Consider the following 25,921-nt stretch of genomic DNA (forward strand, 5'->3'; position numbering starts at 1 on the left):
GTTCTGCTTTCCGGTCGTTTTCGGGGCCTGTTGATGGTCTGTGAACCTGCAACCGATCGAAGGAGCACCGATGAACTCCAGCGGAAAACGTCTTCTGCTCGGTACCGCGGTCGTCGCGGCCGCGCTCGGCGTGGGTGGTTTCGCGTACGCCGCAGGCAACGACCCGGTCCCCGACCACGGCTACGTCACCATCGAGAACGACGCCACCACCCCGTCGCCAGGCACCGGACCGCAACAGGCTGACGGAAACGGAAACAGCGACGGAAACACCCAGCGGAACGGTCGCGACTGCCCGGACAAGAAGGGCAACCCGTCGCAGGGCAACCCGCCGCAGAGCACACCGCAGCAGGGCAACCCGTCGCAGAGTCAGCCGTCGACACCGGAGCAGAGCAACCCGTCGCAGAGTCAGCCGTCGACACCGGAGCAGAGCCGGCCGACGACGCCGGAGCAGAGCCAGGGCGACGTGCAGGGGCAGGCATGACGGCTGTGCTGGAGCGGGCGCTGTTCGAGGTGAAGCGGGTCGTCGTCGGGCAGGACCAGCTGGTCGAGCGGATGATGGTCGGCCTGCTGGCCCGCGGGCACTGTCTGCTGGAAGGCGTTCCGGGAGTAGCGAAAACGCTCGCCGTCCGGACTCTCGCGGAGGTGATCGGCGGCCGGTTCGCCCGCCTGCAGTTCACCCCCGACCTGGTCCCCGGCGACATCGTCGGCACCCGGATCTGGCGTCCGTCGGCGGAAGGTTTCGACACCGAACTCGGCCCGATCTTCGCCAACCTGGTCCTCGTCGACGAGATCAACCGCGCCCCGGCGAAGGTTCAGTCGGCGCTGCTGGAGGCGATGGCCGAGCAGCAGGTCTCCATCGGCGGAACGAGCTACCCACTCCCCGAACCGTTCCTGGTGCTGGCGACGCAGAACCCGATCGAGTCCGAAGGCGTCTACGCGCTCCCCGAAGCGCAGCGCGACCGGTTCCTGCTGAAGATCACCGTCGACTACCCGACGCCGCTGGAGGAACTCACGATCCTGCAGCGGATGAGCTCACATCGCCCGCATGCGAACGCCGTACTGACTCCCGAATCGGTCAAGCAGTTGCAGGAGGCAACGGAAGACGTCTTCGTCCACAACGCGGTCGCCGAGTACGTCGTACGCCTCGTACATGCGACCCGGGTGCCGCAGCAGTACGGCATCACCGACCTCGCCGGCGTACTGGAGTTCGGCGTGAGCCCCAGAGCCACCCTCGGCCTGGTAGCAGCCGGCCGCGCCCTAGCCCTCCTCCGCGGCCGCGACTACGTCCTCCCGGTCGACGTGTACGACGTAGCCCACGACGTCATGGCCCACCGCCTCGTCCTCACCTTCGACGCCCTAGCCGACGGAGTAGACCCCCGAGCCGTAATCTCCCGAATCCTCCAAGCCATAGACCAACCCCACGTAGTCCCCGCCGACGACACCCCCGGCGCAACGCTAAGCGGTTCCGCCGCATGATCGAGCACAACGCGTGCGGATGCGCCCTGGGCGGCAGGCACGCAGGAACCGGATCGGCACGAGCGGGTGCAGCACGAGCTGACGTGGTGCGCTCGGGTGCGGGACGAGCGGGTTCGGCGCGAGCGGGTGCAGCGTGAGCGAGCGGGGTGGGCTCGGGCGCCGGAGGCGGCATCCGGGGGCGGCGCCAGCCCCTCTCTCCCCCGATCTTCTGGCGGGGCGGGAGAAGGTGTTGCGGTCGTTGGAGTTGTCGGTGAGGCGGAGGCTTGACGGGTTCTTGCAGGGGGACATCACGGGGCTGCGGAGTGGGCCGGGGAGTGAGCCGAATGAGGCGCGGCCTTATCAAGTCGGGCAGGACGACGTCCGGCGGATGGACTGGCACGTCACCGCCCGCTCGCTCGAACCGCACGTCCGCGCAACCCTGGCAGAACGCGAACTGGAGACCTGGGCCCTGGTCGACGCCTCCGCAAGCATGGACTTCGGTACGGCGCGCAGCGAGAAGCGCGACCTCGCCGTGGCGGTCGTCGGCGCAGTCGGCCTGCTCGCGGACCGCCCCGGCAACCGGCTCGGCGTACGAGTTGCTGTCGGCAACCACCTCACCCGGATCCCGGACGCCGGCGGAGTCGCAGCACTCCGACGTACGATCAGAGTCCTGCTGTCGTTGCCCAGAGCAACTCCCGGTGAGCAATCACCGACCGAACTCGGCCACGCGATCGTCCGCCTCAACCGCGAGCATCCCCGCCCCGGCCTGCGAGTCGTCGTCTCGGACTTCCACCAGGACCACGCCGACTGGGCCGACCCACTCAGAAGACTCGCCGCCCGCCACGAGGTGATCGCGGTGGAGGTTCTCGACCCGCGCGAACTGGAGCTCCCCGAGGTCGGCCTGCTGACGCTTGTCGACCCGGAGACCGGCCGTCGCCGCGAGATCCAGACCGCGAACCGCAAACTCCGCGCACGGTACGCCGCCGCGATGACCGAGAAGCGCGCGCAGACCGCCGCCGCGATCCGTGCCGCCGGCGCCGCGCACCTCGTACTCCGCACCGACACCGACTGGGTCCGCGACATCGCGGCCTTCGCCACCGCCCGGCGCCGGGCGAACACCCGCCGGGCACCTCGAGCAAGGACGGGGATCCGATGAGATTCGAACAACCGCTGTGGCTCTGGCTGCTGCTGGTCGTCGCGGCGCTGGTCGTCGCCTACCTGATCGCACAACGCCGCCGCAGCCGTTACGCCGTACGGTTCGCGACTCTGCCGATGCTGGAGAAGGTCGCGCCGAACCGTCCAGGTTGGCGGCGGCACGCACCGGCGCTGGCGTTCCTGGCCGCGATGGTCGTGCTGACGATCGCGATCGCGAAACCGGTCGCCGACGTGAAGGTGCCGCGCGAGCGAGCCACCGTCGTGGTCGCGATGGATATCTCGAACTCGATGGCCGCCACCGACGTCGCACCGAACCGGTTCGAGGTGGCGAAGAAGGCCGCGACCGAGTTCGTCGAGAACCTTCCCGGGCAGTTCAATGTGGGTCTGGTGTCGTTCGCCCGTACTGCGAATGTGGTGGCGGCGCCGAGTACGAATCATCAGGCGGCCGTCGACGCGATCAACGGGCTCGAACTGTCCGACAGCACCGCTATCGGCGAGGCCGTGATGACCAGCCTGCAGGCCGTTCGCTCGCTCGACGCCGATGCGGCGACCGACCCGCCACCGACGCGGATCGTGCTGCTGTCCGACGGCGGCAACACCGCCGGGCGGCCGATCGACGAAGCGGCCGCGGCGGCGAAGGCTGCCGGCGTACCGGTCTCGACGATTGCCTACGGTACGCCGGAAGGCACCGTGAACATCGAGGGCCGGTCAGTCCCGGTGCCCGCCGACACCAAGTCCCTGCAGGGGTTGGCCGATGCCACCTCCGGGTCCTTCTACTCCGCGGAGAGCGACGAGCAGCTGCGCGATGTGTACTCCGACCTGCAGTCCTCGATCGGCTGGACCACCGAGGAGCGCGAGATCACCAACCTCGTCGCCGGGATCGCCCTAGCCGTGGCCCTCCTAGCCGGACTCGCCTCCCTGCTCTGGTTCTCCCGCCTCCCCTGAACCACCTGGAGCCCCCATGAGCCCCCACCTAGGCCACCCCTTCCGCGGCCCGCACTACCAACCCAGCCCACCCCCAAACCCTGAACCCAGTCAACCTTTTACCCCGGTCAACCCCACGCCCATCAACCCCGACCTCGCTAACCGCAGTCCCGCCCACCCCACCCCGGTTACCCCAGTCCCCGTCACCCCGGCCTCCGCCCAGCCGGCTCCCCCCTCTCCGGCCGCGGCACCTCAGGCCGGGGTGACGGACCCCCTCGGCTTCCCGGGGCAGTCGACCGCGCACCATCCCGCAGGGGCGCCTGGTGACGCTGGGCGGTCGACGGGCGCTCCGGTACGGCGTACCGGGTGGGGGTTGGTTGCCGGGCTTGCGTTGTCGGTGGTGGCGGGTGGGTTGGCTGGGGCTGTGAGCGGTGGGGTGTTCTCGGCTGATCAAGTCGGGGCACCGGTGGAGCAGGTGGGGGCTCCTCCGGGTGCGGCGCAGGGGTCGATCTCGGCGGCTGCGGCGAGCGTGCTGCCCGGTGTCGTCTCGGTGCGGGCCGGGCGCGCGACCGGCTCAGGCTTCGCGATCGACCAGCAAGGACATGTGGTCACGAACGCCCACGTCGTGGAAGGAGCCGATGAGGTGTCGCTGGTGCTGTCCACCGGGCGAACCGTCGACGCGAGCATCGTCGGCGTCGACACGAACAACGACCTCGCCGTACTCCAGGTCCGCGGCGACGCCTCGAGTCTGCGCCCGCTCACGCTCGGCCGGTCCTCGCAACTCCGCGTCGGCGACCCGGTGCTCGCGGTCGGCTCACCGCTCGGACTGGAAGGAACGGTGACGGCCGGCATCGTCAGCGCCGTCAACCGCCAGGCCCGCTTCGGTGACAGCGGCAACCAGCAGACCGCGATCCAGACCGACGCCGCCATCAACCCCGGCAACTCCGGCGGCCCGCTGGTTAACGCCGCCGGTCAGGTCGTCGGGGTCAACACCGCCATCGCCACCCTCGGCTCCAGCTCCCGCTCGGGCAACATCGGCATCGGCTTCGCGATCCCCGTCGACCGGATGACCACCATCGTCAAATCCCTCATCGACTGACCCGCTCCGGCCAAAGCCCCACGACACCGAAGCCCAAGAAAAATAGCGTCACCGCACCAAAGATGCCGACCAGCAGCCAAGGATCGGTCCCGTAGTCCGCAGCCTGCATCCGGTACGGATCCTCCCGGTCGTACAGGACGTCGATCGTCCCACCCACCGTGGCCTCGAAGTAGTTCGAGGTGTCGTTCTCGATGGTCTGCCCAGCCCGCGTGACATACCGCACGGTGATGGATGGATTCTTGCCCGAGCTCTCGGCCAGCACCGTCGCGGTCACCACCTCGCCGCGCCGGTCGAGCCAGTACAGATCCCGCAGCATGAAGGTCCCGACCGCCGCCATCACGACAGCCGCGACCAGACACATCACCGATTCCAGGTCGAATCGAAACGTCAGTCGCCCACGCTTCTTCTGCCGACTACCTGCCCGCTCCACCCCACGCATCCTTCCAGCTTGTCCCCCATCGACGCGTCCCACCGACACGCGGTTCCTTCCGCCCGGGATACAGCTAGCACCACCCTTGGTTCTGTAGGTAGCGGGATCGTTTGGGCCGCGCATTCGAAACAAGCTGTTGGAGTCAGCTTTCCGTCCCATCAGAGAGTGCCGTCATGCCCTTCAAATACAACAAGTCCAGCCGTACTCCGCGGCTTCGCCGAACTGCCGCCCTCGCCGCGGCCGCAACAGTGAGCCTGCTCGCGGCCGGCCTGGTCACCACCTCCACCCCAGCGGTTGCTGAGAGCAACCACATCACGCCGGACGTCGTACAGCAGGGCCTGGACCGACTCGTCAACGACGACAAGTTCCCCGGCGTCCTGGCCGCCGTACGGGATCGTGACGGCCGGACCCACAACTACACCGCCGGTGTCGCCGACCTCGAGACGCGCAGGAAGGTGCCGGTCGACGGACAGGTCAGAATCGCCAGCAATACCAAGACTTTCGTCGCCACAGTGGTGCTGCAACTGGCCGGGGAGGGCAAGATCGAGCTGGACAAGCCGATCGAGAACTACCTGCCGGGCCTGGTTCGCGGCAACGGCATCGACGGCCACAACATCACCGTCCGCCAGCTACTGCAGCACACCAGCGGCCTGCCCGACTACGACCAGGACGTGGCCGCCGACTACCTTCCCAACCAGCACAGGTACTTCGAGCCACGGGAACTCCTCGATCTGGCGTTGGCTCATGGGGCGGAATCAGCTCCCGGCACCCAATGGAGCTACAGCAACACCAACTACATCGTCGCCGGTCTGCTCGTACAGAAGGTGACCGGACGCCCGATCGGCGAGGAGATCACCAAGCGGGTGATCAACCGGATCGGCCTGCGGCACACGTACTGGCCGGCTACCGGCGACCAGACGATCCGCGAGCGTCACGCTGAGGGCTACTGGATGACCGAGCCAGGCAAACCGCTGGTCGATGTGACCGAGCAGGAGCCGTCGATGGGGTGGGCCGCCGGAGCGTTGATCTCGACGCCGAGCGACCTGAACAAGTTCTTCGGCGGATTGATCGGTGGCAAGCTCCTCAAGCCCGCGCAACTCGAGCAGATGCTGACCACGGTCGCTGCGCCCGACGCTGGCCCTCGCGGCGACGCGCAGTACGGGCTCGGTATCCAGACCTTCAAGCTGAGTTGCGGCGGCTTCGCCTGGAGCCACGGCGGCGACGCACCGGGCTACGAGACCCGCAACGCCATCACCACCGACGGCCGCCAGGCCACCGTCGCCGTCACCACCCTCCCCACCACCCTCCCCCTAGCCACCGACGTGGAAGACCTAGTCGACACCGCCATCTGCCACTGACCGAACCCGCAGTTCCGGGGGTTATCCCCTCAAAGTGTGGGTTGGGTCCCGGTATGCACGCAGGCAACCCACAGTTTCAGGGGATAACCCCTGGAACTGTGGGTTCGCCCATGGCGGGTGGAGCGCAGGTCAGGGTCTGGGGGCTGCCAGGAGGGGACGGGTGCCGGAGAGGACGGAGGCGTAGAGTTCGCGGACTCTGGTGGCTTCGGGGTCGGTCATGATCGAGGACTCGGGCTTGCTGACGGTGGCTTCCCAGGTGGGAAGGGTGCCGGAGACGGCCCAGGCTGCTTGGCGGGCGGCGCCGAGGGCGACGTATTCGGCCGGCTCGGGCAGGACGACAGGTGCACCGAGCAGGGCCGGAGCGAGAGCCTGTACTGCGCGGGAGCGGGCAGCCCCGCCGAGCAAGAGCACCCGTTCGACCGGGAGACCCTGGGCGCGCAAGGCATCGACCGCGTCGGCCAGGCCGCAGAGCATTCCTTCGACGGCGGCGCGAGCCATCGTCGCGGGCTGCGCGGTCGCCCGGGTCAGGCCGTAGATCAACCCGGTCGAGTGCGGCAGATCGGGCGTGCGCTCGCCGTCCAGATAAGGAAGCATCACGAGCCCACCGCTGCCCGGCGACGACAATGCCGCCTCGTCCAGAGCAGCCAGGTCCATTCCGAGCAACTGAGCCGTCGCAGACATCACCCGGGCAGCGTTCAAGGTGCACACCAAAGGCAAATAACCACCGGTCGCATCGGCGAAGCCGGCGACGAAGCCGCTCGGGTCGGCGGTAGGCGAGTCGCTCCGAGCGAACGCCGTACCGGAAGTTCCCAGCGAGACCGCGACATCGCCCGGCTGGAGGTCCAGCCCCAGCGCGGCAGCCATGTTGTCACCCGTCCCGGCGGCCAAAGCTGCTCCCGAAGCAGTCTGACCAACGACCTCGGCAGGACCCGCAACCCGCGGCAAGGTCAGCGATCGACCGAAGGCCATAGAGACCAGGTCAGGCCGGTAGGAGTTGGTGATCGGCGACCACCACCCGGTACCGGACGCATCACCGCGGTCGGTCGTCAGGTCCGAGATACCGGAACGATCAGCGGCCAGTTTGTGCGTCAGCCAGTCATGCGGCAGCGCCACCGCTTCGGCCCGGGCAGCCGCATCGGGCGCCGCCGAACGGACCCACCGCAGTTTGGTGACCGTGAACGAGGGCACCGGCACGGACCCCACCGCCGCGGCCCAAGCCTCGACCCCGCCCAACTCCGAGACCAGCTCGGCGGTCGCATCGGCTGACGAAGTGTCGTTCCACAACACCGCCGGGTGAACGACCTCGCCGTCGGCAGAAAGCAGCACCATCCCGTGCTGCTGCCCACCGACCGAGATCGCCGAGACGCCGTCGAGCAGCCCGTCCGAGGCGATCTCCCAGGCCCGGAACCACTCCGCCGGATCGACCTGGGTGGCATCGGGATGCGGCGCCCGGCCTTCGCGGAGCACCTCCCCGGTGGCCGCGTCGCACACCACGACCTTGGTCGCCTGGGTGGAGCAGTCCACACCAGCGACCAACGATGGTTCAGTCATCTACTCAGGTCCTCTCGAGGGCGGCGAGCTGCCGTAGTACTTCGCGGGCAAGGTCGGTGGTGGTCACCAGGGTGCTGACCAGACCGGCCCGCACCGCGGCGATCACCGCCGGAGCACGGTGCGCGCCGGCGGCCAGCGCTACCCGCTCGGCCGGCCGGCGCAACTGGTCAATCGACACCGCGATGATCATCTGCTCCAACGGTGACTCGACCAGTCTGCCGTCCTGGTCCAGGAGATGCCCGCTGATCTCAGCAATTGCACCGCCGGCCAGCCCCTCGTCCCGCAGTTCCTCCGAGACCGCGTCCCAGACCGTGGAACACCCGGCCCGCCATGCCCCGATCGCGACCACCGAGATGTCCAGCCCGTCCGCCAGCGCCAACGTGTCGGCTATCCCCGGCTGCCGCCGCAGCGCAGCCACCGCCGCGATGTCATCCACCACAAGCGGAGCGTGTACGGCGTGCGCGGTCCCGCCTGCCAGAGCTGCCGCCCGCCGCGCCAGATCCATCGTGCTCCCACCACCGGCCGGCGAGTGCAGCGAACCGGCCATCTGGATGACCGTGCACGCGGGCAACGCGTCGAAGTGATCGACCATCGCGTCGACCGCCCGGCTCCAGGTCAGCCCGAGCAGGTCACCGTCGTGCACCAGCGGCGCCACGGTCCGCGCCGCCGCCTCCGCCACCTGATCCCGGACCTGTTCCGGCGATCCCGACGTGTGGGTGACCACGCAGCGTGGCACGCCGAGCGCCGAGGCCAGCTCATCGGCCAGGGCCCGGTCGATCGGGCTCGGGCTCTTGATCTGGATCTGGACGATCCCGCGGGCCCGTGCGTCCTCGAGCAGCCGGGCGATCTTGAACCGGCTCAGGTTCAGGTCCTTGGCGATGTCCACCTTGGACGTGTTGTCCAGGTAGTAGCGACGAGCGACGTCCGCCAGTAGCTCGTCGTCCTCGTCTCCCTCGCCGAGCAGCTGTCCCCGCGTGTTCACCGTCGCCCTGCCCCCAATCCGTCTCCGTGCGGCACCGTAACCGGTTCAGGGGTTCGGCGCGACCGGTAGCCCCGTTCTGTCAAACAACCGTCATCCAGCCAGCTCTTCCAGGGTCGCTCGCGCTCCCCGCTCGTACAGTGCGGACAACGACGCCGTGTACGCCTGGACGAACCGCTCGTCGTCGACCAGGTCACCGAACAGGTCCCGGTCGGATACGAAGAGCAGCGGGTCGTCACGGTTGTGCTGGGCGCGTTCGACCAGCTTGTCGCGCAACCGGTCGACCACCTCGATCGGCTCACCCCGCTCGTCGGTGCCCTCGGCGTACCGGGCCCAGGCCGCCACCACCAGCGCGGACCGCTTGATCTCCCGCCCGGCCGCGAGTTGCTCGCGGATGACCGGCACCAGCCATTTCGGGATCCGGTCGGACGATTCCGCGCAGAGCCGCGCCAGTGTGTCGCGGACCTCCGGATTGGCGAACCGCTCGATCAGCTCCCGCTGGTACCCGCCGAGGTCGACGCCAGGCACCGGCGGCAACGTCGGCGCGCCCTCGTGCTCCATGTAGCCGAGCAGGAAGTCGACGAAGAGCTTGTCCTGGCACACCTCGTGCGCATACCGATACCCGGCCAGATACCCGAGGTAGCAGAGCGCCTGATGACTCGCGTTCAGCAACCGCAGCTTCATCAGCTCGTACGGCTCGACATCGGCCACCAGCTGCACACCGACATCCTCGTACGGCGGGCGCTCGCCTCCGAAATCGTCCTCGAGCACCCACTGGGTGAACGGCTCGCAGACCACCGGCCACCCGTCGTCGACCCCGAACCGCTCCGCCAGCGCCACCCGGTCCGCGTCGGTGGTGACCGGGGTGATCCGGTCCACCATCGAGTTCGGGAAGCGCACCTCGCGCTCGATCCAGTCCGCCAGCTCCGGATCCTTCAGCCGGGCGAACGACGTCAGCATCTTGCGAGCCACGTGCCCGTTGCCCGGGATGTTGTCGCACGACATCACCGTGAAGGGCTTGATCCCCGCCGTACGCCGGCGCGCCAGCGCCTCGATCACGAAGCCGAACACACTGACCGGCGTCGCACCCGGCGCGAGATCGGCGGTGAGCCCAGGGTCCGAGGCATCGAGCTCCCCGGTCACCTGGTTCACGTGGTAGCCGCCCTCGGTGATCGTCAGCGAAACGATCCGGGTCGCCGGATCGGCCATCCGGGAGAGCACCGCTTCAGCGTTGTCCGGTGCGAAGAGGTAGTCGACGATCGACCCGATCACCCGCGGCTCCAAGGTGCCGTCCGGGTACTTCACCACCAGCGTGTAGAGACCGTCCTGCGCCTCCAGCACGTCGGCCATCCGGCGGTCCTGGGGCAGCACGCCGATCCCGCAGATGCCCCAGTCGAGTGCCTTGCCGTCGTTCATCAGGCGATCGAGGTACATCGCCTGATGAGCCCGATGGAACCCGCCGACCCCGAAGTGCACGATGCCGGTGCGGACCGCCGTACGGTCGTACTGCGGTACGCCGATCTCGTTGCCGAGGGCACCTAATGTCACCGTTCCCAGCTGAGTCACTTGACCGCCCCGAGCGACAGGCCCTGGACGAGCTTGTCCTGGGCAGCGAATCCCGCGATCAGCACCGGCAGCGACACCACCAGCGAGGCGGCGCAGACCTTCGCCAGGAACAGGCCCTGGCTGGTGACGAACCCGGTCAGGAAGACCGGCGCGGTCTGCGCCACGGTACCCGTCAGGACGCGAGCGAAAAGTAGCTCGTTCCAGCTGAAGATGAAGCAGATCAGCGCCGCCGACGCGATCCCCGGGGTGACCACCGGCGCGACCACCGAGCGCAGCGTCCTGGTCAGCCCCGCGCCGTCGACCGAGGCCGCCTCGAGGATCTCCACCGGCACCTCGGCCAGGAAGCTGCGCAGCATCCAGACCGCGATCGGCAGGTTCATCGAGGTGTACAGCACGATCAGCAGCCAGATGTTGTCCAGCAGCCCCGCGAACTGCGCGAACAGGTAGATCGGCAACAGGCCGGCCACCACCGGCAGCATCTTGGTGGAGAGGAAGAAGAACATCACGTCCGTCCACTTCTTCACCGGCTTGATGGACAGCGCGTACGCCGCCGGGAAGGCGAGCAGGATCACCAGCACGGTGGACAGGATGCTCGCTGTCAGCGAGTTCGCGATCGACGGCCAGGGACCGGAGTCGAAGAACGAACGGAACCCGTCCAGCGTCAGCGGCGCGGCCAGATCCGGCGGATTCTTCGCCGCGTCCGTCTCGGCGTGGAACGAGGTCAGCACCATCCACAGCACCGGCAGCACGAACAGCAGCCCGACCACCCAGGCCAGCCCGCTCAACGCCCAGCCGCCACCGCGATTCTTCTTGCCGGTCACCATCGTCACCTGACCACTCATCGCCCCTCCTCCTTGAACAGTGTGGACACCGAACGCAGAGCGAAGGTCGCGATGACGATCGTGCCGATCACCACGATGACGCCGGCGGCCGAGGCCCGGCCGTAGTCGTGAGCGGTGTAGAAGGTCTGGTAGATCGTGTACGGCAGGTTGGCCGTCCCGAGGCCGCCGGAGGTGATCGTGAAGACCGCGTCGAAGTTCTGCACGACGTAGATCGAGCCGAGCAGCGCGCTCAGTTCGAGGTACTGGCGCAGGTGCGGCAGCGTCATGTAGCGGAAGATTTCCCACTTGCTGGCGCCGTCGATGCCGGCCGCCTCGATCACGTCGAGCGGACGACTCTGCAACCCGGCCAGCAGGATCAGCATCATGAACGGCGTCCACTGCCAGACCAGCGCAAAGATCACCGCCCACAACGGCTGGTTGCTGATCCAGTCCGGCTGCGGTGCGTTGTCCCCGAAGATCCCCTTGAGCAGACCGTTGAAGAGCCCGTACTCCGGGTTGTAGAGCGCGTGCTTCCACAGCAGAGCGGCTGCCACCGGCACCACGAGGAACGGCGTGATCATCATCGTCCGGACCACGCCGCGGCCGCGGAACCTCCGGTCCAGCAGCAATGCGATCGCCAGCCCGAGCACCAGACTGATCAGCACGACGCCCGCGGTGAGCAGGATCGTCACCCAGATCGCGTGCCGGGTGTTCACATCGGTGAGCACACTGCGGAAGTTGTCGATCCCGGCGAACCCGCGCTCGTCGGGGTAGTAGGCGTTCCAGTTCATGAACGACGTGATGATCGTGACCACGAACGGCAACTGGGTGACGATGATCATGAAGACCAGCGCGGGCAGCAACGGCGCCCGCCGGGCCCAGTCGCCGGTACTGCGGAGCAGGCGGCTCGGCGCGTTGGGCGGCACCGCCGCGTGCCGGCCCGGGCGAACCTCGGTATCCACACTCATGACGGTTCCCTCACTTCGCTTCTCGAGAGCGATACCGCTCCGCCACGTCGTCGGCGAGCGTCTGGCCGCGTTTCAGGGCCTTGTCGACGCTCATCCGGCCGGCGATCGCCGAGCTGACGTCCTGGCTGACCTGGGTCCCGAGATCCGGGAACTCCGGGATGTCGATGAACTGGATCCCGATCGCCGGCCGCTTCTGCACGCCGGGGTCGGCCGGGTCGGCCGTCTCGATCGCCTGCTTGGTCGGCTGCGCGAACGCCGCCGCCTCCTTCAGGTAGTCCGGGTTCTCGTACGTCGAGGCGCGCTTGCCGGCCGGGACGCGGGACCAGCCGAGCTTCTGGCCGACCAGCTCCTCGTACTGCTTGCTGGAGGCCCAGGAGATGAACTTCCAGGCGTTGTCCTTGCGCTTGCTGGCCTCCTGGATCGCCCAGGACCAGGTGTAGAGCCAGCCGGAGCTGTCGGTCTTCACCACGGGCGCCGGGGCGTACCCGATCTTGCCCTTGACCGGCGAGTTCGGCGCCTCCAGCGAACCGGCGGCGGAGGTCGCGTCGTACCACATCGCGACGTTGCCCTGGACGAGGTTGTTCAGGCACTCGGTGAAGCCGGCCTGCGGTGCGCCGAGCTCGCCGTGCGCGCGGACCAGGTCGACGTAGAACTTGGTCGCCTCGGTGAACTCCGGTGCGTTCACCTGCGCTTCCCACTTGTCGTTGAACCAGGTGCCGCCGAAGGTGTTCACCACGGTCGTCAGCGGCGCGAACAGCTGGCCCCAGCCGGGCTGGCCGCGCAGGCAGATGCCGCGCATCCCGGGCTGGGCGTTGTCCACCTTGGCGGCGATGTCGGCGACCTGCTGCCAGGTCGGCTTGGCCGGCATCTCGATCCCCTTGGCCGCCAGGACGTCCTTGCGGTACATCAGGAACGACGACTCGCCGTAGAACGGTTCGCCGTAGATCTTGCCGTCGGCGCCGCTGAGCGAGGTGGTCATCGGCTTCAGTACGTCGTCCTGGTTGAAGGACGGGTCCTTGGCGATGTAGTCCGACAGCGGTGCGATCCACTTGCTGGTCGCGTAGATCGGGATCTCGAAGTTGCTCAGCGACGCCACGTCGTACTGGCCGGCCTGGCTGGAGAACTCCTGGCTGATCTTGTCCCGGACGTCGTTCTCCGGGAGCACCGTGTAGTTGACCTTGATCCCGGTCTGTTTGGTGAAGTTGTCCGCGGTGAGCTTCTGCAGATCCACCATCTGCGGGTTGTTCACCATCAGCACGGTGATGCTGTCGGCACCGCCTCCGCCACCACCGCCACCACCCCAGCCCGCGCAGCCCGCCACTGAACTCACCAGGAGCAGTGCGACGGCCACACCCCCGAACCGCTTGCGCTGTACCACCACGAGTTGCTCCTTCGCCGTCGACGGCCGCTGCCGAGCTCGCTCATATGAGCACCCCGTTGCTCAAACTAGAGTGAACCGGCAGGCGGGCAGGCGTGTCAAGACCTCGCTCCCCATCCGAGCACATCACTGCTCAATTGAGCACCGGGGAGCTACCGTCCCTCGTCGACACCCTCGCGGTAGGACTCCTCCAGCTTCCGCACCCAGAACGGCACGAACACCGCCGGCCCGGTCACCCAGAGCGCCTCGTCGGAGGCCGGTGACGACACCATCGCGATCACGAAGGAGAGTGCGGTCAAGGCAATCAGAACGGCCCAGCCCATGGTGATGAACCACGGCCCGTCGCCCTCCACCAGCGGTTGCCGGATCAGCACCGCGATCAAGTACAACAGCGCCGCGACGGCAGTCACCACAACCAAGGTGACCGGCGCCAGGGAGACTCCGCCAGCCCAGAGCTCCTTCAGCAGAACCAGTCGCACCGTCTGGACGACGAGCAGCACCGACGTTCCGGCGTACACGAAGACACCACCGACAGTCAGCTTCATCCGCCATCTCCTCATCCCCCGGCCGAGCCACCCTGGTATCGCTCCCAGTAGGCCGCGCGTTACTGCACCGAGCGGTTCTGCAGCTTTAGGCATCCGGGCCGGCGATGGCGGAGAATGCTGCGGGTGAGTGCGCGAGTGGTGTTGCTGGCCGGCCCGTCCGGGACCGGGAAGTCTCATCTGGCGGAACTGACCGGGCTGCCGGTGGTCCGGCTCGACGACTTCTACCGCGACGGCGACGACGAGGCGATGCCGCGCTCACCGCTGGGCATCGTCGACTGGGATCACCCAGGCTCCTGGGACGCCGACCGAGCCGTCGCCGCCCTCGAAACACTCTGTACGACGGGATCCGCGGACCTGCCGATCTACGACATCTCCGCGGACGGAACCGTCGGTCATCGCCAGTTCTCGACCGAGGGCTCACCCCTGATCATTGCCGAGGGCATCTTCGCGGACCAGATCGTCGGCGCGCTGAAGGACCGAGGCCTGCTGGCCGCCGCGATCTGCGTGCGGCATCACCGGCTGGTGACGTTCACCCGCCGCTTCCAGCGCGATCTTCGCGAGCACCGCAAACCTCCGTTCACCCTGCTCCGCCGGGGAATCCTCCTGCTCCGCGACGACCCCCGCGTCGTACGGCGCTGCCTCGACGCCGGCTGCGAGCCTCTCGGGCCGAAAGCCACCCGCCGCCGGATCGCCGAGCTTCTCAGCACCGCCAGAACCTGATCTCCCACGGTCAGGGGCAATTCGCCTGGCGTTCACCTTGGTCTGGTGCCATCGAGGCGGCAATCCCTTGATCTACGGAGGAATCGTGAGGCGTGCTGCCCCCGGCGTCGCCGTGGTTCTGAGTGCCCTGGTCGTGCTGAGTGCGGCCGGCTGCGGCAACAGCGCCGGCGCGGTGACGACCAGCGAACCTGCTGCGGACGCCGCCGCCCTCGCCCCGTCCGCCACTGCCCCGTCCGCTGCCACGGCCAAGTCCGCCAGCGGTCTCGCCGGGCTCGTCGTCGTACCGAACGGCTACGTCACGGATCCCCGCCGGCAGAGCGGTCCGTTCAGCCGCGAGTCTTTCCTGAACACGCTGTCGTCCACGCCGGCCGAAGACCTAGCCTTGTTGCTCAACGCCCATTTCGCCGAGGGCTACCAGGCATCCCGAACCAGCGCCGACCGGAAGAAGCACTACACCGTGCAGATCTTCCGGGTCGGTTCGAAGAAGCAGGCAGACGTTCTGCAGCGTGGCTTCTGGGCCCAGGAAACGCACGACACCTCGTTCGCCGTACCGGGAGTGCCCGAAGCGCTGACCGACGCCCGAGTGGACGTCTCGACCGCGATCGGCCGGTCCGAGGCGGTCGCCGAATCCAGCTTCGTGGTCGGCAGCCTGGTCACCGAGATCAGCGTCACCCAGTCCGGCGACCTCACCGCCGGCCTCGAGCCCGATACAGCTCTCGTCGCCGCGATCACCAAGCAGCAAAAACAATCCCTGACCCGCAAGTCCAGCTGAGGTTAGCTCCGCGGTCCCGGTCCGGCTCGCAGACCGGGACCGCGCTGCTCAGCCGACGCGGCGGGCTCGGCTTGCGCCGGTCGGGAGGAGTTCTTCGATGAGCGCCTCGGTCTCGGCGCTCAGCACCAGACCGTGCTTGAGCACGCCCTCACCGAGCGCCTCGACAACCTGCTCGGTCGCCGCGACGCCGCCGTACCGGTGCTCGGCCAGCAGCAAGTCGCGCCACATCAGGTCGGAGCTACCGCTCAGCCGGAGACCGGCCCGGGCAGCGCTGACCGCACCGGCCGGATCGTCGTCACCCAACGTCAACTGGGCCAATCGGTGCGCGGTGTCGACGACCAGGTCGGGCACCACCCGTTCGAGGTGGACGCGCGCGATCCAGGAGTAGCCGCCGCGCGGCCGGCCACTCAGGAACGGCCCGCGGACGAGGTGCAGGCTGCGGCGGAGCAGTTCGCGCTCGTCCCTGACCGTCTGCGCGGTGCGGCTGCGCCGGACCAGTTCGCAGAAGCAGTCCCAGTCGACCGCGACCTCGGGGCCGAGGAAGAGGCGGCCGTTGGCGTCCTGCCGCAACTGGTGGCCGCCCTGGCTGTCCACCCCCAACCATTGCCGGACGCGCTCGACCGTCGCGTCCCGGACCTCCGGCGTGACCCCGCGGGGCCAGACCGACGCACCGAGCACGCTGGGGTGCACGCCACCGGGGTGCAGGGCCAGGAAGGCCACGATCTCCGTTGCCAACGGCAACCGTTCGTCCTCGATCCGGTACGGGCTGCGGACCTCGACCGAACCGAGCACGCCGACCCGGACGGTGGCGGTGACCCAGTTCGAGTCGTCACCGGAGTTGCCGGTGGCGGGGACCCGGACCCGGTTGCCGCCGGCCGGCAGCTGCGTCGGCGTACGGGCCGCCTCGAGCAGCTCTGTGACCAGCTCGACAGTCGGCTCGGAAAGCCTGCTGGCCGAGAGCGTCAGGTCGAGTGCCGGGATCCGCAAGGTCCCCGATTCGTCGACCTGCAGCTGCCAGCGAGCACCGGCCACCTCGCCGGCGACCATCAGCCCGAAACCGGCCCGGCCCTGCGCAGCAAGGGCTGCCAGCCGACGCGCGGTGTCCTCCTCCGGCGGAGCGCCCAGTACGACGTACTGCGGTGAGGCGTCGGCAGCGCGGGTCACCCGGCCGGCCAGCACCTCGGTCTCCACAGCGCCCTGTTCGAGGTCGGGCAGCACCAAGTCGATGTCCGGCACCACCCGGAGCCGGTCGGCCAGGACGTCACCGATCGAATCCGGCAGGCCCGAGGTGGTGACCCGGAGCAAGTCACCCCATGGGTTCGTGGCCAGCTGCACCGCGACCGAGGTCGCGACCTCGCGGGCGACCACCGAGTCGCCCCGGATGCTCAGCGCGCCACTGGCCGCTTCGAGGTCGACCAGTACGTCGCGGTCCTCCGCGTCGCGGCCGAGACAGACGAGCGCCGGATAAGGCGCCGGACCCTGGGCATCCGCGGCGATGTCTGCGCGCTCCAACCGCCACCGGCGGCCTTCGTCGATCGCCTGCCACGGCGCCGGGCAATCAGTGCGTGGAATGGACAACAGCAACTCGACAGCCTGGTCGTCCAGCACCGCGGCGAACAACGGCGGCAACGGTACGTCGATGGCGTCGCACTGCCGCACCAGGCCGCGCAGAGCCCGGTCCAGCGCCTCGGACCGGTCCGGGTCGGCCCCCACCCGCAAGGCGACCTCGGCCGCGGTGGCTGCCGGCTCTGGATCACGACCGCGACGCCGGTACCGCTCGACGAGCAGCAGGGTCAGCAGCCCGGCCGCGACCAGGCCGCCGCCGAGGAGATCGTTCGGCAGTCGCCACCGCGAGTCCTGCTGCACCTGGCCGCCGCCCGGCTGGTGCTCGCCACCTCCGGTGGACGGTTGGTGAACGCCTTGCTGCACGGCACCGCCGCCCGCGCCCTGGTGGACTTCCGGCGTGTCCGGACCGCTCTTCGACTTGCCGGTCGCGTGGGTGTCCGTCGTGTGCTGGACCGGAGCCTGGATGTGCTCGACCGGCTGGCGCTCCACCCCGGTGGCGTCCTCGGGCATGATCAAGGTCCAGCCCGGCATGATCAGCCGCGCCAGGTGCAGGTGCTGGCCGTCGGGCTGCACCCGGTCCTTGTTGAGCTCGTAGATCTCCTTGTACCGCCGGCCGTCGCCGAGGTGCTTGTCGGCGATGTCCCAGAGGCTGTCGTGATGATGCCCGTGCGGGGCCTTCACGACGTAGACCTTCTTCCCCGCCAGCGGATCCTTGCTCGTCGTGGAGTGCTGCTCGGTGAACCTGGTCGGATCCATCCGTTCGTCGACGCTGTCCGGCTGGACCTGGGTCGTCGCGCTGATGGACACCGTGGACTTCGGTTCGACCGGGCCACCACTGCCACCGGTCGCGGCCGCCGCCTGGCCGGCAGCGATACCGGTCAGCAGCAGCGCGCTGACCAAGACCCTCGCCAGGCGCTGGCTGCCGCCGCCGAGCGGGATGGCACGCGGGATGCCGCGACCGCGCGCGGCGCTGACGAACTCGGCGATCACACAGCTGACGAAGTGCAGCCAGGCCAGCCAGACGACGGCCCGCAGTACGGTCAGCAGCGCGTCGATGCCGATCGGGGCGGTCAGGTCCTCCCGGGTCGGCCACTTGTGCGGGAACGGCGGCAGCCCGGTCAGCACCAGGAGCGCGACCGGCACCCCGACCACGAGCACCAGCAGCGCCACGGCAGCCAGGAACGCCGCCGCCGGGGAACGGCGCTCGGGCGGGGCCTCCTGGTGGAACCGGCCTGGGTCCGGGGCCTCGGTGAACCGCCCGGGGGCCGGTCGGTGCGTCGTCATTGCTTGCCTCTCCTAGCCGATCCCGGTCTCGGGCGTCGCGGTGGCGTCGCCCTTGACGGTGAACGTGTTGATCCCGACCAGCGACAGGATCACGGTGTCGACGGTCGCCTGGGCCGACGTGGTCACCTCGTTGCCGTCGACCTGCACCGAGATGTCGGTGTATCCCCGCTGGCTGAGAAAATCGGTGGCGATCGCGGTCGCCTGGTCCGGGTCCACCCGGACCACCCCGCTGTTGCGCAACGCGACGATGTCGATCGCGTTCGCCCCCGAGCGGGCTGCCTGCTCCGCGTCGTCGGTCAGCTGACTGCGCTTGTTCAGCGCCAGGCCGCCGTCCACCACCAGGCCGGCGCCGACCATCAGGACGGCCGCGAAGCCGAGCATGAAGACGGTCGCCGAGCCGCGCTGGCTCCGCCGTCGCGAAGACAGCCACTGCCTCAGCCGGGTCATCCGGTCCTCCGGTACAAGTCGATCGGTGCCGAACTGCTGATCGTCACGGTCTTCGAGCCCGGCAGCCCGATCAGCCCGAGCCCGTCGTAGGAGACCTCACAGCTGATCGTGACGGTCAGCATGCCGCCGGAGATGAAATCACCGGACAGTGTCGCGCCCGAACAGGCTCCGACGTCCTGCAGGGAGGCCGCCGCGATGTTCTCCGCCGCCGCCTGCGCCGCGCTCTGGGTGCGTTCCAGGGTGGCCGCTCGGACGGCATCCCGGCTCGCCGCCTCGATGTCGCCGCGGACCGCGACGTACCGGCCACCGGCGATGACCAGCATCATGAAGGCGATCATCACCGGCGCGAGCAGCACGATCTCGACGGCCATCGAGCCGCCCTCGCGCCGCCGGCGCCATCGACGCTCAGTTGTCCGCACGGAAGTCCTCCAGCGGTCCCTGCACGACCTGGGTGACGGTCGGCGCGTCCACGAACGGCGTGATCTTCTGCGCATGACCGGTCACCACGACCCGCACTTCCTCGGCGCCGACCGGGGTCACTTCGATCTGCACGTCCTCGAGGACGCCCTTGCCGATCCGGTTGGTGTAGTCGATGCCGGCCGCCTGAGCCTTGCCGGCATCCAGGGTCGTCCGAGCCACCCGGGCGGTTTCCCGGGCTGCCGCGGACGCCACCTGGTTGCCCAGATAGATCAGCGACAGCTGGATCGTGACGAAGATCGCCAGCATCAGGATGGGCATGTAGAGAACGAGCTCGACGGTGCTCGCACCGCGCTCGTTCCGCTTCTGTTTCGCCATCCGGCCGGGGATCTTCATCAGTCAGATCAGGGCGTGTTCAGGTTGATGTTGTTGGCCTTGTCGGTCAGCTTCTTCAAGATGATCGCGCCGACCGCGATCGCGACGCCGATCAGCAGCGCCGAGATCAGCACCCACTCGACCGCGGACGCGCCGCCCTCGGACCTGCGGGCACGCTGGATCCTGCCTTCGACCAGAACCCTGAGCAGAAAAACTACCTGGTTGGTGGGGTTGTACATGTCATCACTCCTCAGTGCGGATCGAAGGCTCACAGCCCGACCACACGGGCTACAGCTGGATAGGTCAGGAACAGCAGGAAACCGACGCAGAGCAACATCTGTGCCATCAGCATGGATTGGGACCGTGCTTGCGCGCGGCCTTCGGTATCGGCGAGTTCCCGGCGTCGCATCGAGACCGCACGGGCAACCAGGGAGTCGCGCACCTTCGCCCCGTCCTCGGCGACCAGCGCCAGCGCCGCCGAGAGATCTCGCAGCTCGTCGATCGACACCTCTTCGCCGAGCTCACCGAGCGCCGCCCACGGGGTGATCCCCTGCAGACGAGCAGTCTCGAGGGTGTCACGGATCCGGACGAACGCCCAGCCGTCACTGATCCCGGCCGCCGACGACAACGCCTCCGGTACGCCGCGGCCGCCGGCCAGGTTCATCGCGACCAGGTCCAGGAACGAGCTGACCACGTGCCGGAAGTCACGGCGACGATCGGCCGCCACGGCCCGCAGCTGCACGGTCGGCAGGATCGCGCCGACCGCCGCACCGACGATCGAGAGCCAGACCGGGATCACGCCCGGCAGGCTGCCGGTCACTACGCTGACCGGCAGCAGCAGCATGAACGGCACCACGAAGCCGACCAGCGCACCGACCAGGGTGGTCGCCAGATGGGTCTCCAGCGAACGCCCGGCGATGCCCAGGTCGGCCCGGACCGGCGCCGGCAACTGGATGCCTCTGGCATCGAGTGCCCGCCGCAGCCCGGATCCGAGCCGTCGCATCCGCAGCGACTCGGTCTGGTGCCGGCGGTCCGCGGTCAGGCTCACCTCGTTGCGGTACCGCCGCCTGTCCGCGTCGAGTTGCAGCAGACCTGCCGTACCGGACGGCGTGGAGCTGCCGACGTACCGGATCAGCATCAGTAGTCCGGCACCGACCATCGCACCGGCCAGCATCACCAGCGTCATCTCGGGCCCCCGTGCTCGACGGTCGGCACCCGGTCCCGCGCGTGCAGGAAGCGTTCCGGCACCTCGAAGCTGGCCAGCCGGCGAAGCCAGAAGAAGCCGCCCGCGAACAGTCCGAGGATGATCAGCAGCACGAACTGTCCGACCGGTGTCGAGTAAGGCGCCACATACTTCTTGTTGAACAGGGACAGCCCGAGCACGAAGATCACCGTGACGAACATGACGATCTGGACGCTGCGCCGCGTACTGCGCCGGCCGGCGTTGACCCGCTGGCGCATGTCGAGGGCCGCCCGGGCCGACTCCGACAACGAGGTCAGCACCTCGCGCAGACCCGGACCCCGGAGCCTGGCGTTCAGGATCAGGCTCGCGACGATGAGGTCGACACTGGAGTCGTTCATCTCGTCGGCGAAGCGCTGGAGAGCCTGCGGCAGGGGGACACGAACCCTCAGACGGTCCGCGAGCGCGGTCAGTTCCTTCGAGATCGAGGGCGCCGCCGCATAGGCCGTGGCCGGGATCGCTTGTTCGAGACCGACCGCCCCCGCCACGGTGTCCCGCAGCGACTCGGTCCACGCGGCCAGTCCCTCCAGCCGGCTGATCGCCTTCGCCTCCGCGCCGGCTCCGCCGAACAGAGCGGGCCAGACGAACACCAGCACGCCCATCGCCACGGCGGCGACCGGCCACTGGGTGAGCAGCAGGATCAGGAGCCCGACGCCGACCGCGATCGGCAGCCGCATCCCGGCCTTCCGCAAGGACTCCAGCAACGGCGAAGGCGGCTTGATCTCGACGTCGTCCTCGCGCGGGATCAGCGAGACGACGAGCAGCAGGATCGCCCCGCCGACCACCGCACCGAGCAGGACGATCAGCAGCAGGGTCGCGGAAGGGACCGTCATGAGGCCCACCCGGCGGGCGCCGAGCCGCGGTATCCGACCGCCTGCAGCTCGGGCAGACAGCTGATCGGGGCGGCCGGCTGGGCCAGCCCGTCCGGTCCGGCCTGGAAGATCTCGCTGGACAGCACCCGGCCGTCGACACCGTTGACCTCGCGGACCGAGGTGATGATCCGGCGCAGCTCACCGCCGGCCGAGAACTCGTTGCGCCGCTCGACGAACACGACGAAGTCGATCGCGCCCGCGATCAGCATCATCGTGGCGTCGGCGGGCAGCCGCTCGGCCGACTGGATCGCATAGGTACAGATCCGGTTGAAGACCTCCAGCGACGAGTTCGCGTGGATCGTCGACAGCGAGCCGTCGTTGCCCTGGCTCATCGCGTTCAGCATCGTGACGATCTCGTCGCCGAGCACCTCGCCGACGATCACCCGGCTGGGGTTCATCCGCAGGCTGCGGCGGACCAGGTCGGCCATCACGATCGCGCCCTGCCCCTCGGAGTTGGGCAGCCGCTCCTCCATCGACAACACGTTCGGGTGCAGGTCCTCGAACTCGCCGAGACCCAGCTCGAGCGCCCGCTCGACGGTGATCAGGCGTTCGTCCGGCGGGATCTCGTTGGCCAGCGCGCGCAGCAAGGTGGTCTTCCCGGCGTTGGTCGCGCCGGCGATCATGATGTTCTTCCGGGCCGCCACCGCGGCGGACAGGAACGACGCCAGGTCCGGCGACATCGTCCCGTACTGGACGAGCATGTCCAGGCTCACCCGGGACAGCCGGGCCCGCCGGATCGACAGCGACGGCCGGGCGCAGACACCCATCAGCGCCGACAACCGGCTGCCGTCGGGCAGCCGCAGGTCCAGTTGTGGGTTGGCGGAGTCGAACGGACGGCTGGCCAGACCCGAGTAGGCCGCCAGCGTCTGGATCAGCTCGACGAGCTCGTCGTCGGATTCGGCGACCGGCTCGCCCATCTCCTCGTGACCGTCCGCATAGCCGACGAAGACCCGGTCGCAGCCGTTGATGTCGACGTTCTCCACCATCGGGTCGTCGAGCAGCGGCTGCAGCCGGCCGACGCCGAACAGCGCGGCGTGGATCCCGTCCGCGAGCTCCTGCTCCTCGAGCGCGCTCGGTGGGGTGCGACCGGACGCGATCTCGCCCCGGGCATGCGTCTCGAGCACCCGTCCGACCACCGCCCGGGCGAACTGGCGCTCGTCCTCGGCGGTCATCTGCGGCAGGCCGTTGGCCGAATCCTCGCGACGCTGCCGGGCGAGCACCTCGGCGACCTCTTCGCGCAGCCGGCGTACCAGTCCTTGGTCCATCAGACGACTCCCCAGCCCTCGGCGGCCTTGGCGCTCTGCGTGCCGAGCTTGCGGAGCCGCTCGGCCAGATCCGCGGCGGAGCGTAACAGCAACGACGACCGGGCTTTACGGCCGTCGCCGGTCCGGACCGCCTCGGCGGCTTTCTCGTCCTCGGCCAGGATGCCGAGCACGGTTGCCTGCAGCCGGGCCCGATCCAGGATGGCCTGGACCTCGCCGGCCACCCGGGTGTCCCGGTACGACGTGACGAGGGCCACCCCGACCGGTACGGCGTCGTACGTGCCGAGCTGAAGAACCTCGGAGAAGCCGCGGATCCGTTCGCGCAGGTGCGACAGGCCTTCGACGGTCGGCCGGGCGATCAGCAGCAGCGCATCGGCGTTCTGCAGCACCGGGACCGTCGCGGAGCCTGGCATCAGCCGGCCGCAGTCGGCGATCACGTCCCGGCCGGGCACGGCACGCAGCGAGCGGGCCAGGTGCTGCCAGGCCGGACCGAGTCCCTGCACCTGGCTCGGCGACACGACCCCGACCAGTACCTCGAGACCACCGGCCAGCATCTGGACGTGGTCGCCTAGCTGGACCTCGGTACTGCCCCGGCGTACGGCGGCACCCAGCGACAGCAGGCCGCGATCGGGATCGAGCGGCACGCCGGCCTGGTCGCGGTACCGCAGCGCGATGTCACCACCGGCGGGATCGAGGTCGGCCAGGATCGGATCACCCTGCCACGCACCCGCGAGTGCGACCGCCGAGGTCGTCACGCCGGGCGAACCCTTCGCCGCGGCCAGCACGTACAGCCCCATTACTTCGGCCCCAGCGACGTGCCGCTCTTCAGCAGGCCGACCGCGATCCGGTTGTTGCCGGAGGCATCGGTCACCGTCTTGACCATCTCCTGGTCGACCAGGACAGTGGCGCTCAGCGAGGTCGAGGACTTGTCCCCCAGCGCCGAACTCGCGGACACCTTCGGGACGTCGAGGATGGTCCCGGTGCCGAGCACGACCGGCGGCTGGTTGCCGGTGCCGATCCGGATCAGCTCGACCAGATCGCCGGGCTGCAGTCCGGCGGCCGGGACCCGGCCGCCGACCAGGGCGATGCCGACCGCGGCCTTACCCTCGGCGATCGGTGGGTCCTTGACGAACTGACCCTCGTTGAGCAGTTGTCCCCGCACCAGGTTGACCTTGGCGTAGGTGCCGATGATCCTGCTCGCCTGCTCGGCCGGGATCAGCTTCAGTCCGTCGCCGGCCACCCGGGTCTCGGCGAGGTCGTCGACGCTGATCTTCTCGCCGACGCCGACGTTCTGGGAGAGCTGGATGACCGCCTGGCGCTCGTCCATCCGGATCGCCAGCAGACCCGCGATCAGCGCGCCACCGACGATCAGCAACGCGGCCAGCGCCGCAACGGCCGGCCTGCGGCGCCTGGTGTTCGTCGGGAGCCTGCCCCCGGTTCTACGGGTGGTCCCGATCCCGCGCTCGGCGCGCTGGCGCTGCCGATCGACCGTTTCCCTGCCGGTGGTGGTGGACATCTGCCCCGCTCCTCGAAATCCGCGGGGCAACTCTGTGCCGGTCCGGCGCAGTTCGCCCCCGCCTGGCGTCCTCAGACAATATCGCCCGAGCGGGGTCAGATTCCTCCCGCCCGTGACTCTTCACGGCCGCCGTCAAAGACCCACGCCCAGCCGCAGCCGACACCTTAGATTACGCCACCCCCAGCAGCAGCCCGATCACAGTAGGTGATCGGTCTGACAGCAGCGGTATGGACCGATTGCGTGGTCGAATGAGGTGTGGGTGATGGGATAGAGGGACGGTTGGCTGAAGGCTTGGCTGCTCGGGAGGAGCAGCGGGCTGCTGGGGCGTCGGTCAGTCGGTTGCAGCGGCGGGTTGATGGGCTGTACGCCGAGACTCGGCACTTCGCGGGGCGGTTGGATGAGCTGACTGCTCGGCTGGATCGGCTGGAGGGCAAGGCTCGGTCGTGGTTCGGATCGTTGTTCACTCGCAACCTGGACGAGCAGGTCGAGCTGCTGCGGCTGGAGACCGACGAGGCCGAGGACCGGTTCGAGGAGGCTCGCCGGAACTTCGAGGCGGCGCGGGACGAGCTGGAGCAGGCCCGTCGGAGGCAGGAGGAGCTGGCTGCTGGGTCGGCCGACTACGACGCGGCCCTTCAGGACAAGGAGAAACGGCTGCTGGCCGAGGGCGATCCCCGGGCCGGCCGACTCGCTGAGATCGCTGCGGAACAGGAGCGGCAGGCCGTAGTACTGCAGGACACGGATGATCTGCTCACCAGCATCAGCTGGTCGGACCGGGCACTGGACACCCTGGAGCACCTGATCACGAGTGCGCGCAGGTTTGCTCTGACCGACCTGGCTGGGGGTGGCGCCATGGCGGGGAAGGCCAAGTACGACGAACTGGCTGCGGTCAGCAACGCAGCGGCGTACGCCGAACAGTGTTTGGGGAAACTCAAGGACGAGTTGGACGTGTACGGCGAACGGCAGTCGCTGGTGACCGGTGAGCCGATGGATTCCCGGGCAAGGTTTCTGGACATCTGGCTCGACTCACCCTCCCGCGATCTGCAGAGCTTCCTGAAGGTCGCCGAGGCCCAGCACCGGTTGCCGCGGACCCGCAGTCTTCTGCAGCAGATCGGCGACGACCTGCGGCAGCGGCGGGCCGAGGTGCTCACCACCGTCGACAAGCTCACCGCGGAACGACAGCGCCTGCTGGCCAAGTGATGTCTGCCGGTGACACCGGCACCT

At 68.8% G+C, this 25,921-nt stretch carries 27 protein-coding genes; 9 read left to right on the forward strand and 18 right to left on the reverse strand.

Features of this window, described 5'->3' with window-relative positions; translation table 11 throughout:
- The first annotated feature begins 70 nt into the window (after positions 1–70).
- From ABZ004_RS23680 to ABZ004_RS23700, 5 genes are all read left to right on the forward strand, one after another.
- Entirely contained in the window at positions 71–481 is a 411-nt protein-coding gene (locus tag ABZ004_RS23680) for a hypothetical protein (protein ID WP_355682798.1), read from the forward strand.
- Positions 478–1,476, forward strand: a complete 999-nt coding sequence (locus tag ABZ004_RS23685) for a MoxR family ATPase (protein WP_355682800.1) — start codon at positions 478–480, stop codon at positions 1,474–1,476. Before ABZ004_RS23680 ends, ABZ004_RS23685 begins: the two co-directional genes overlap by 4 nt.
- Positions 1,477–1,726: 250 nt before the next feature.
- On the forward strand, positions 1,727–2,611 hold the full coding sequence (locus ABZ004_RS23690) for a DUF58 domain-containing protein (RefSeq protein ID WP_355682802.1): 885 nt from the start codon (positions 1,727–1,729) through the stop codon (positions 2,609–2,611).
- On the forward strand, positions 2,608–3,555 hold the full coding sequence (locus ABZ004_RS23695) for a VWA domain-containing protein (protein WP_355682804.1): 948 nt from the start codon (positions 2,608–2,610) through the stop codon (positions 3,553–3,555). Before ABZ004_RS23690 ends, ABZ004_RS23695 begins: the two co-directional genes overlap by 4 nt.
- A 403-nt stretch (positions 3,556–3,958) precedes the next feature.
- The gene (locus ABZ004_RS23700; protein ID WP_355682806.1) at positions 3,959–4,633 is read left to right on the forward strand and encodes a trypsin-like peptidase domain-containing protein; all 675 of its coding nucleotides are present in this window, start codon (positions 3,959–3,961) and stop codon (positions 4,631–4,633) included.
- Here ABZ004_RS23700 and ABZ004_RS23705 read toward each other — a convergent pair.
- Entirely contained in the window at positions 4,623–5,072 is a 450-nt protein-coding gene (locus ABZ004_RS23705) for a DUF3592 domain-containing protein (RefSeq protein ID WP_355682808.1), read from the reverse strand. The genes ABZ004_RS23700 and ABZ004_RS23705 overlap by 11 nt on opposite strands.
- 164 nt (positions 5,073–5,236) lie before the next feature.
- On the opposite strand from ABZ004_RS23705, the gene ABZ004_RS23710 reads away from it, so the two are divergent.
- Positions 5,237–6,421, forward strand: a complete 1,185-nt coding sequence (locus ABZ004_RS23710) for a serine hydrolase domain-containing protein (RefSeq protein ID WP_355682810.1) — start codon at positions 5,237–5,239, stop codon at positions 6,419–6,421.
- Between the two features lie 129 nt (positions 6,422–6,550).
- On the opposite strand, the gene xylB is transcribed toward ABZ004_RS23710, so the two are convergent.
- From xylB to ABZ004_RS23745, 7 genes are all read right to left on the reverse strand, one after another.
- Positions 6,551–7,972: a xylulokinase gene (gene xylB, locus ABZ004_RS23715; RefSeq protein WP_355682812.1), complete on the reverse strand. Its 1,422-nt coding sequence runs from the start codon at positions 7,970–7,972 to the stop codon at positions 6,551–6,553.
- Positions 7,973–7,976: 4 nt separating this feature from the next.
- The gene (locus ABZ004_RS23720; protein WP_355682814.1) at positions 7,977–8,954 is read right to left on the reverse strand and encodes a sugar-binding domain-containing protein; all 978 of its coding nucleotides are present in this window, start codon (positions 8,952–8,954) and stop codon (positions 7,977–7,979) included.
- A 90-nt stretch (positions 8,955–9,044) separates the two neighbouring features.
- Positions 9,045–10,499, reverse strand: a complete 1,455-nt coding sequence (locus tag ABZ004_RS23725; RefSeq protein WP_355682816.1) for a mannitol dehydrogenase family protein — start codon at positions 10,497–10,499, stop codon at positions 9,045–9,047.
- A gap of 14 nt (positions 10,500–10,513) precedes the next feature.
- Entirely contained in the window at positions 10,514–11,359 is an 846-nt protein-coding gene (locus ABZ004_RS23730; protein ID WP_355682818.1) for a carbohydrate ABC transporter permease, read from the reverse strand.
- Positions 11,356–12,306, reverse strand: a complete 951-nt coding sequence (locus ABZ004_RS23735; protein WP_355682820.1) for a sugar ABC transporter permease — start codon at positions 12,304–12,306, stop codon at positions 11,356–11,358. Before ABZ004_RS23735 ends, ABZ004_RS23730 begins: the two co-directional genes overlap by 4 nt.
- Positions 12,307–12,316: 10 nt before the next feature.
- Positions 12,317–13,687, reverse strand: a complete 1,371-nt coding sequence (locus ABZ004_RS23740) for a sugar ABC transporter substrate-binding protein (protein WP_355682821.1) — start codon at positions 13,685–13,687, stop codon at positions 12,317–12,319.
- A 149-nt stretch (positions 13,688–13,836) separates the two neighbouring features.
- A complete protein-coding gene (locus tag ABZ004_RS23745; RefSeq protein WP_355682823.1) occupies positions 13,837–14,229 on the reverse strand; it encodes a hypothetical protein in 393 nt (130 codons plus the stop codon).
- Between the two features lie 123 nt (positions 14,230–14,352).
- Between ABZ004_RS23745 and ABZ004_RS23750 the strand changes: the two genes are divergently transcribed.
- Positions 14,353–14,949 (forward strand): ATP-binding protein, encoded by a 597-nt coding sequence (locus tag ABZ004_RS23750; RefSeq protein WP_355682825.1) that lies wholly within the window; start codon positions 14,353–14,355, stop codon positions 14,947–14,949.
- A gap of 85 nt (positions 14,950–15,034) precedes the next feature.
- Positions 15,035–15,721 carry a hypothetical protein gene (locus ABZ004_RS23755; protein ID WP_355682827.1) on the forward strand — a complete coding sequence of 229 codons (687 nt, stop codon included), beginning with the start codon at positions 15,035–15,037 and terminating at the stop codon, positions 15,719–15,721.
- Between the two features lie 48 nt (positions 15,722–15,769).
- Here the strand turns inward: ABZ004_RS23755 and ABZ004_RS23760 are convergent, their stop codons facing one another.
- The 10 genes from ABZ004_RS23760 to ABZ004_RS23805 are packed head-to-tail and all read right to left on the reverse strand — an operon-like array spanning position 15,770 to position 24,700.
- Positions 15,770–18,571: a hypothetical protein gene (locus tag ABZ004_RS23760; protein ID WP_355682828.1), complete on the reverse strand. Its 2,802-nt coding sequence runs from the start codon at positions 18,569–18,571 to the stop codon at positions 15,770–15,772.
- A 12-nt stretch (positions 18,572–18,583) separates the two neighbouring features.
- Positions 18,584–19,018 carry a pilus assembly protein TadG-related protein gene (locus ABZ004_RS23765; RefSeq protein ID WP_355682830.1) on the reverse strand — a complete coding sequence of 145 codons (435 nt, stop codon included), beginning with the start codon at positions 19,016–19,018 and terminating at the stop codon, positions 18,584–18,586.
- The gene (locus ABZ004_RS23770) at positions 19,015–19,437 is read right to left on the reverse strand and encodes a TadE family protein (RefSeq protein WP_355682832.1); all 423 of its coding nucleotides are present in this window, start codon (positions 19,435–19,437) and stop codon (positions 19,015–19,017) included. The genes ABZ004_RS23765 and ABZ004_RS23770 overlap by 4 nt, the downstream gene beginning before the upstream one ends.
- Positions 19,424–19,831, reverse strand: a complete 408-nt coding sequence (locus ABZ004_RS23775; RefSeq protein ID WP_355682833.1) for a TadE family protein — start codon at positions 19,829–19,831, stop codon at positions 19,424–19,426. Before ABZ004_RS23775 ends, ABZ004_RS23770 begins: the two co-directional genes overlap by 14 nt.
- A gap of 8 nt (positions 19,832–19,839) precedes the next feature.
- Complete coding sequence (locus ABZ004_RS23780) at positions 19,840–20,049, reverse strand: hypothetical protein (protein WP_355682835.1); 210 nt, start codon at positions 20,047–20,049, stop codon at positions 19,840–19,842.
- Between the two features lie 29 nt (positions 20,050–20,078).
- Positions 20,079–20,996, reverse strand: a complete 918-nt coding sequence (locus ABZ004_RS23785) for a type II secretion system F family protein (RefSeq protein WP_355682837.1) — start codon at positions 20,994–20,996, stop codon at positions 20,079–20,081.
- Positions 20,993–21,883, reverse strand: coding sequence for a type II secretion system F family protein (locus ABZ004_RS23790; RefSeq protein ID WP_355682839.1), 891 nt, complete (start codon positions 21,881–21,883; stop codon positions 20,993–20,995). Before ABZ004_RS23790 ends, ABZ004_RS23785 begins: the two co-directional genes overlap by 4 nt.
- Positions 21,880–23,187 (reverse strand): ATPase, T2SS/T4P/T4SS family, encoded by a 1,308-nt coding sequence (locus ABZ004_RS23795; protein WP_355682841.1) that lies wholly within the window; start codon positions 23,185–23,187, stop codon positions 21,880–21,882. The genes ABZ004_RS23790 and ABZ004_RS23795 overlap by 4 nt, the downstream gene beginning before the upstream one ends.
- Positions 23,187–23,981 carry a hypothetical protein gene (locus ABZ004_RS23800; protein ID WP_355682842.1) on the reverse strand — a complete coding sequence of 265 codons (795 nt, stop codon included), beginning with the start codon at positions 23,979–23,981 and terminating at the stop codon, positions 23,187–23,189. Before ABZ004_RS23800 ends, ABZ004_RS23795 begins: the two co-directional genes overlap by 1 nt.
- Positions 23,981–24,700: a hypothetical protein gene (locus tag ABZ004_RS23805; RefSeq protein WP_355682843.1), complete on the reverse strand. Its 720-nt coding sequence runs from the start codon at positions 24,698–24,700 to the stop codon at positions 23,981–23,983. Before ABZ004_RS23805 ends, ABZ004_RS23800 begins: the two co-directional genes overlap by 1 nt.
- Before the next feature lie 291 nt (positions 24,701–24,991).
- On the opposite strand from ABZ004_RS23805, the gene ABZ004_RS23810 reads away from it, so the two are divergent.
- Complete coding sequence (locus ABZ004_RS23810; protein ID WP_355682844.1) at positions 24,992–25,897, forward strand: hypothetical protein; 906 nt, start codon at positions 24,992–24,994, stop codon at positions 25,895–25,897.
- Positions 25,898–25,921: the final 24 nt, after the last annotated feature.

This window comes from Kribbella sp. NPDC006257 (assembly GCF_040613535.1).
GTDB lineage: Bacteria > Actinomycetota > Actinomycetes > Propionibacteriales > Kribbellaceae > Kribbella.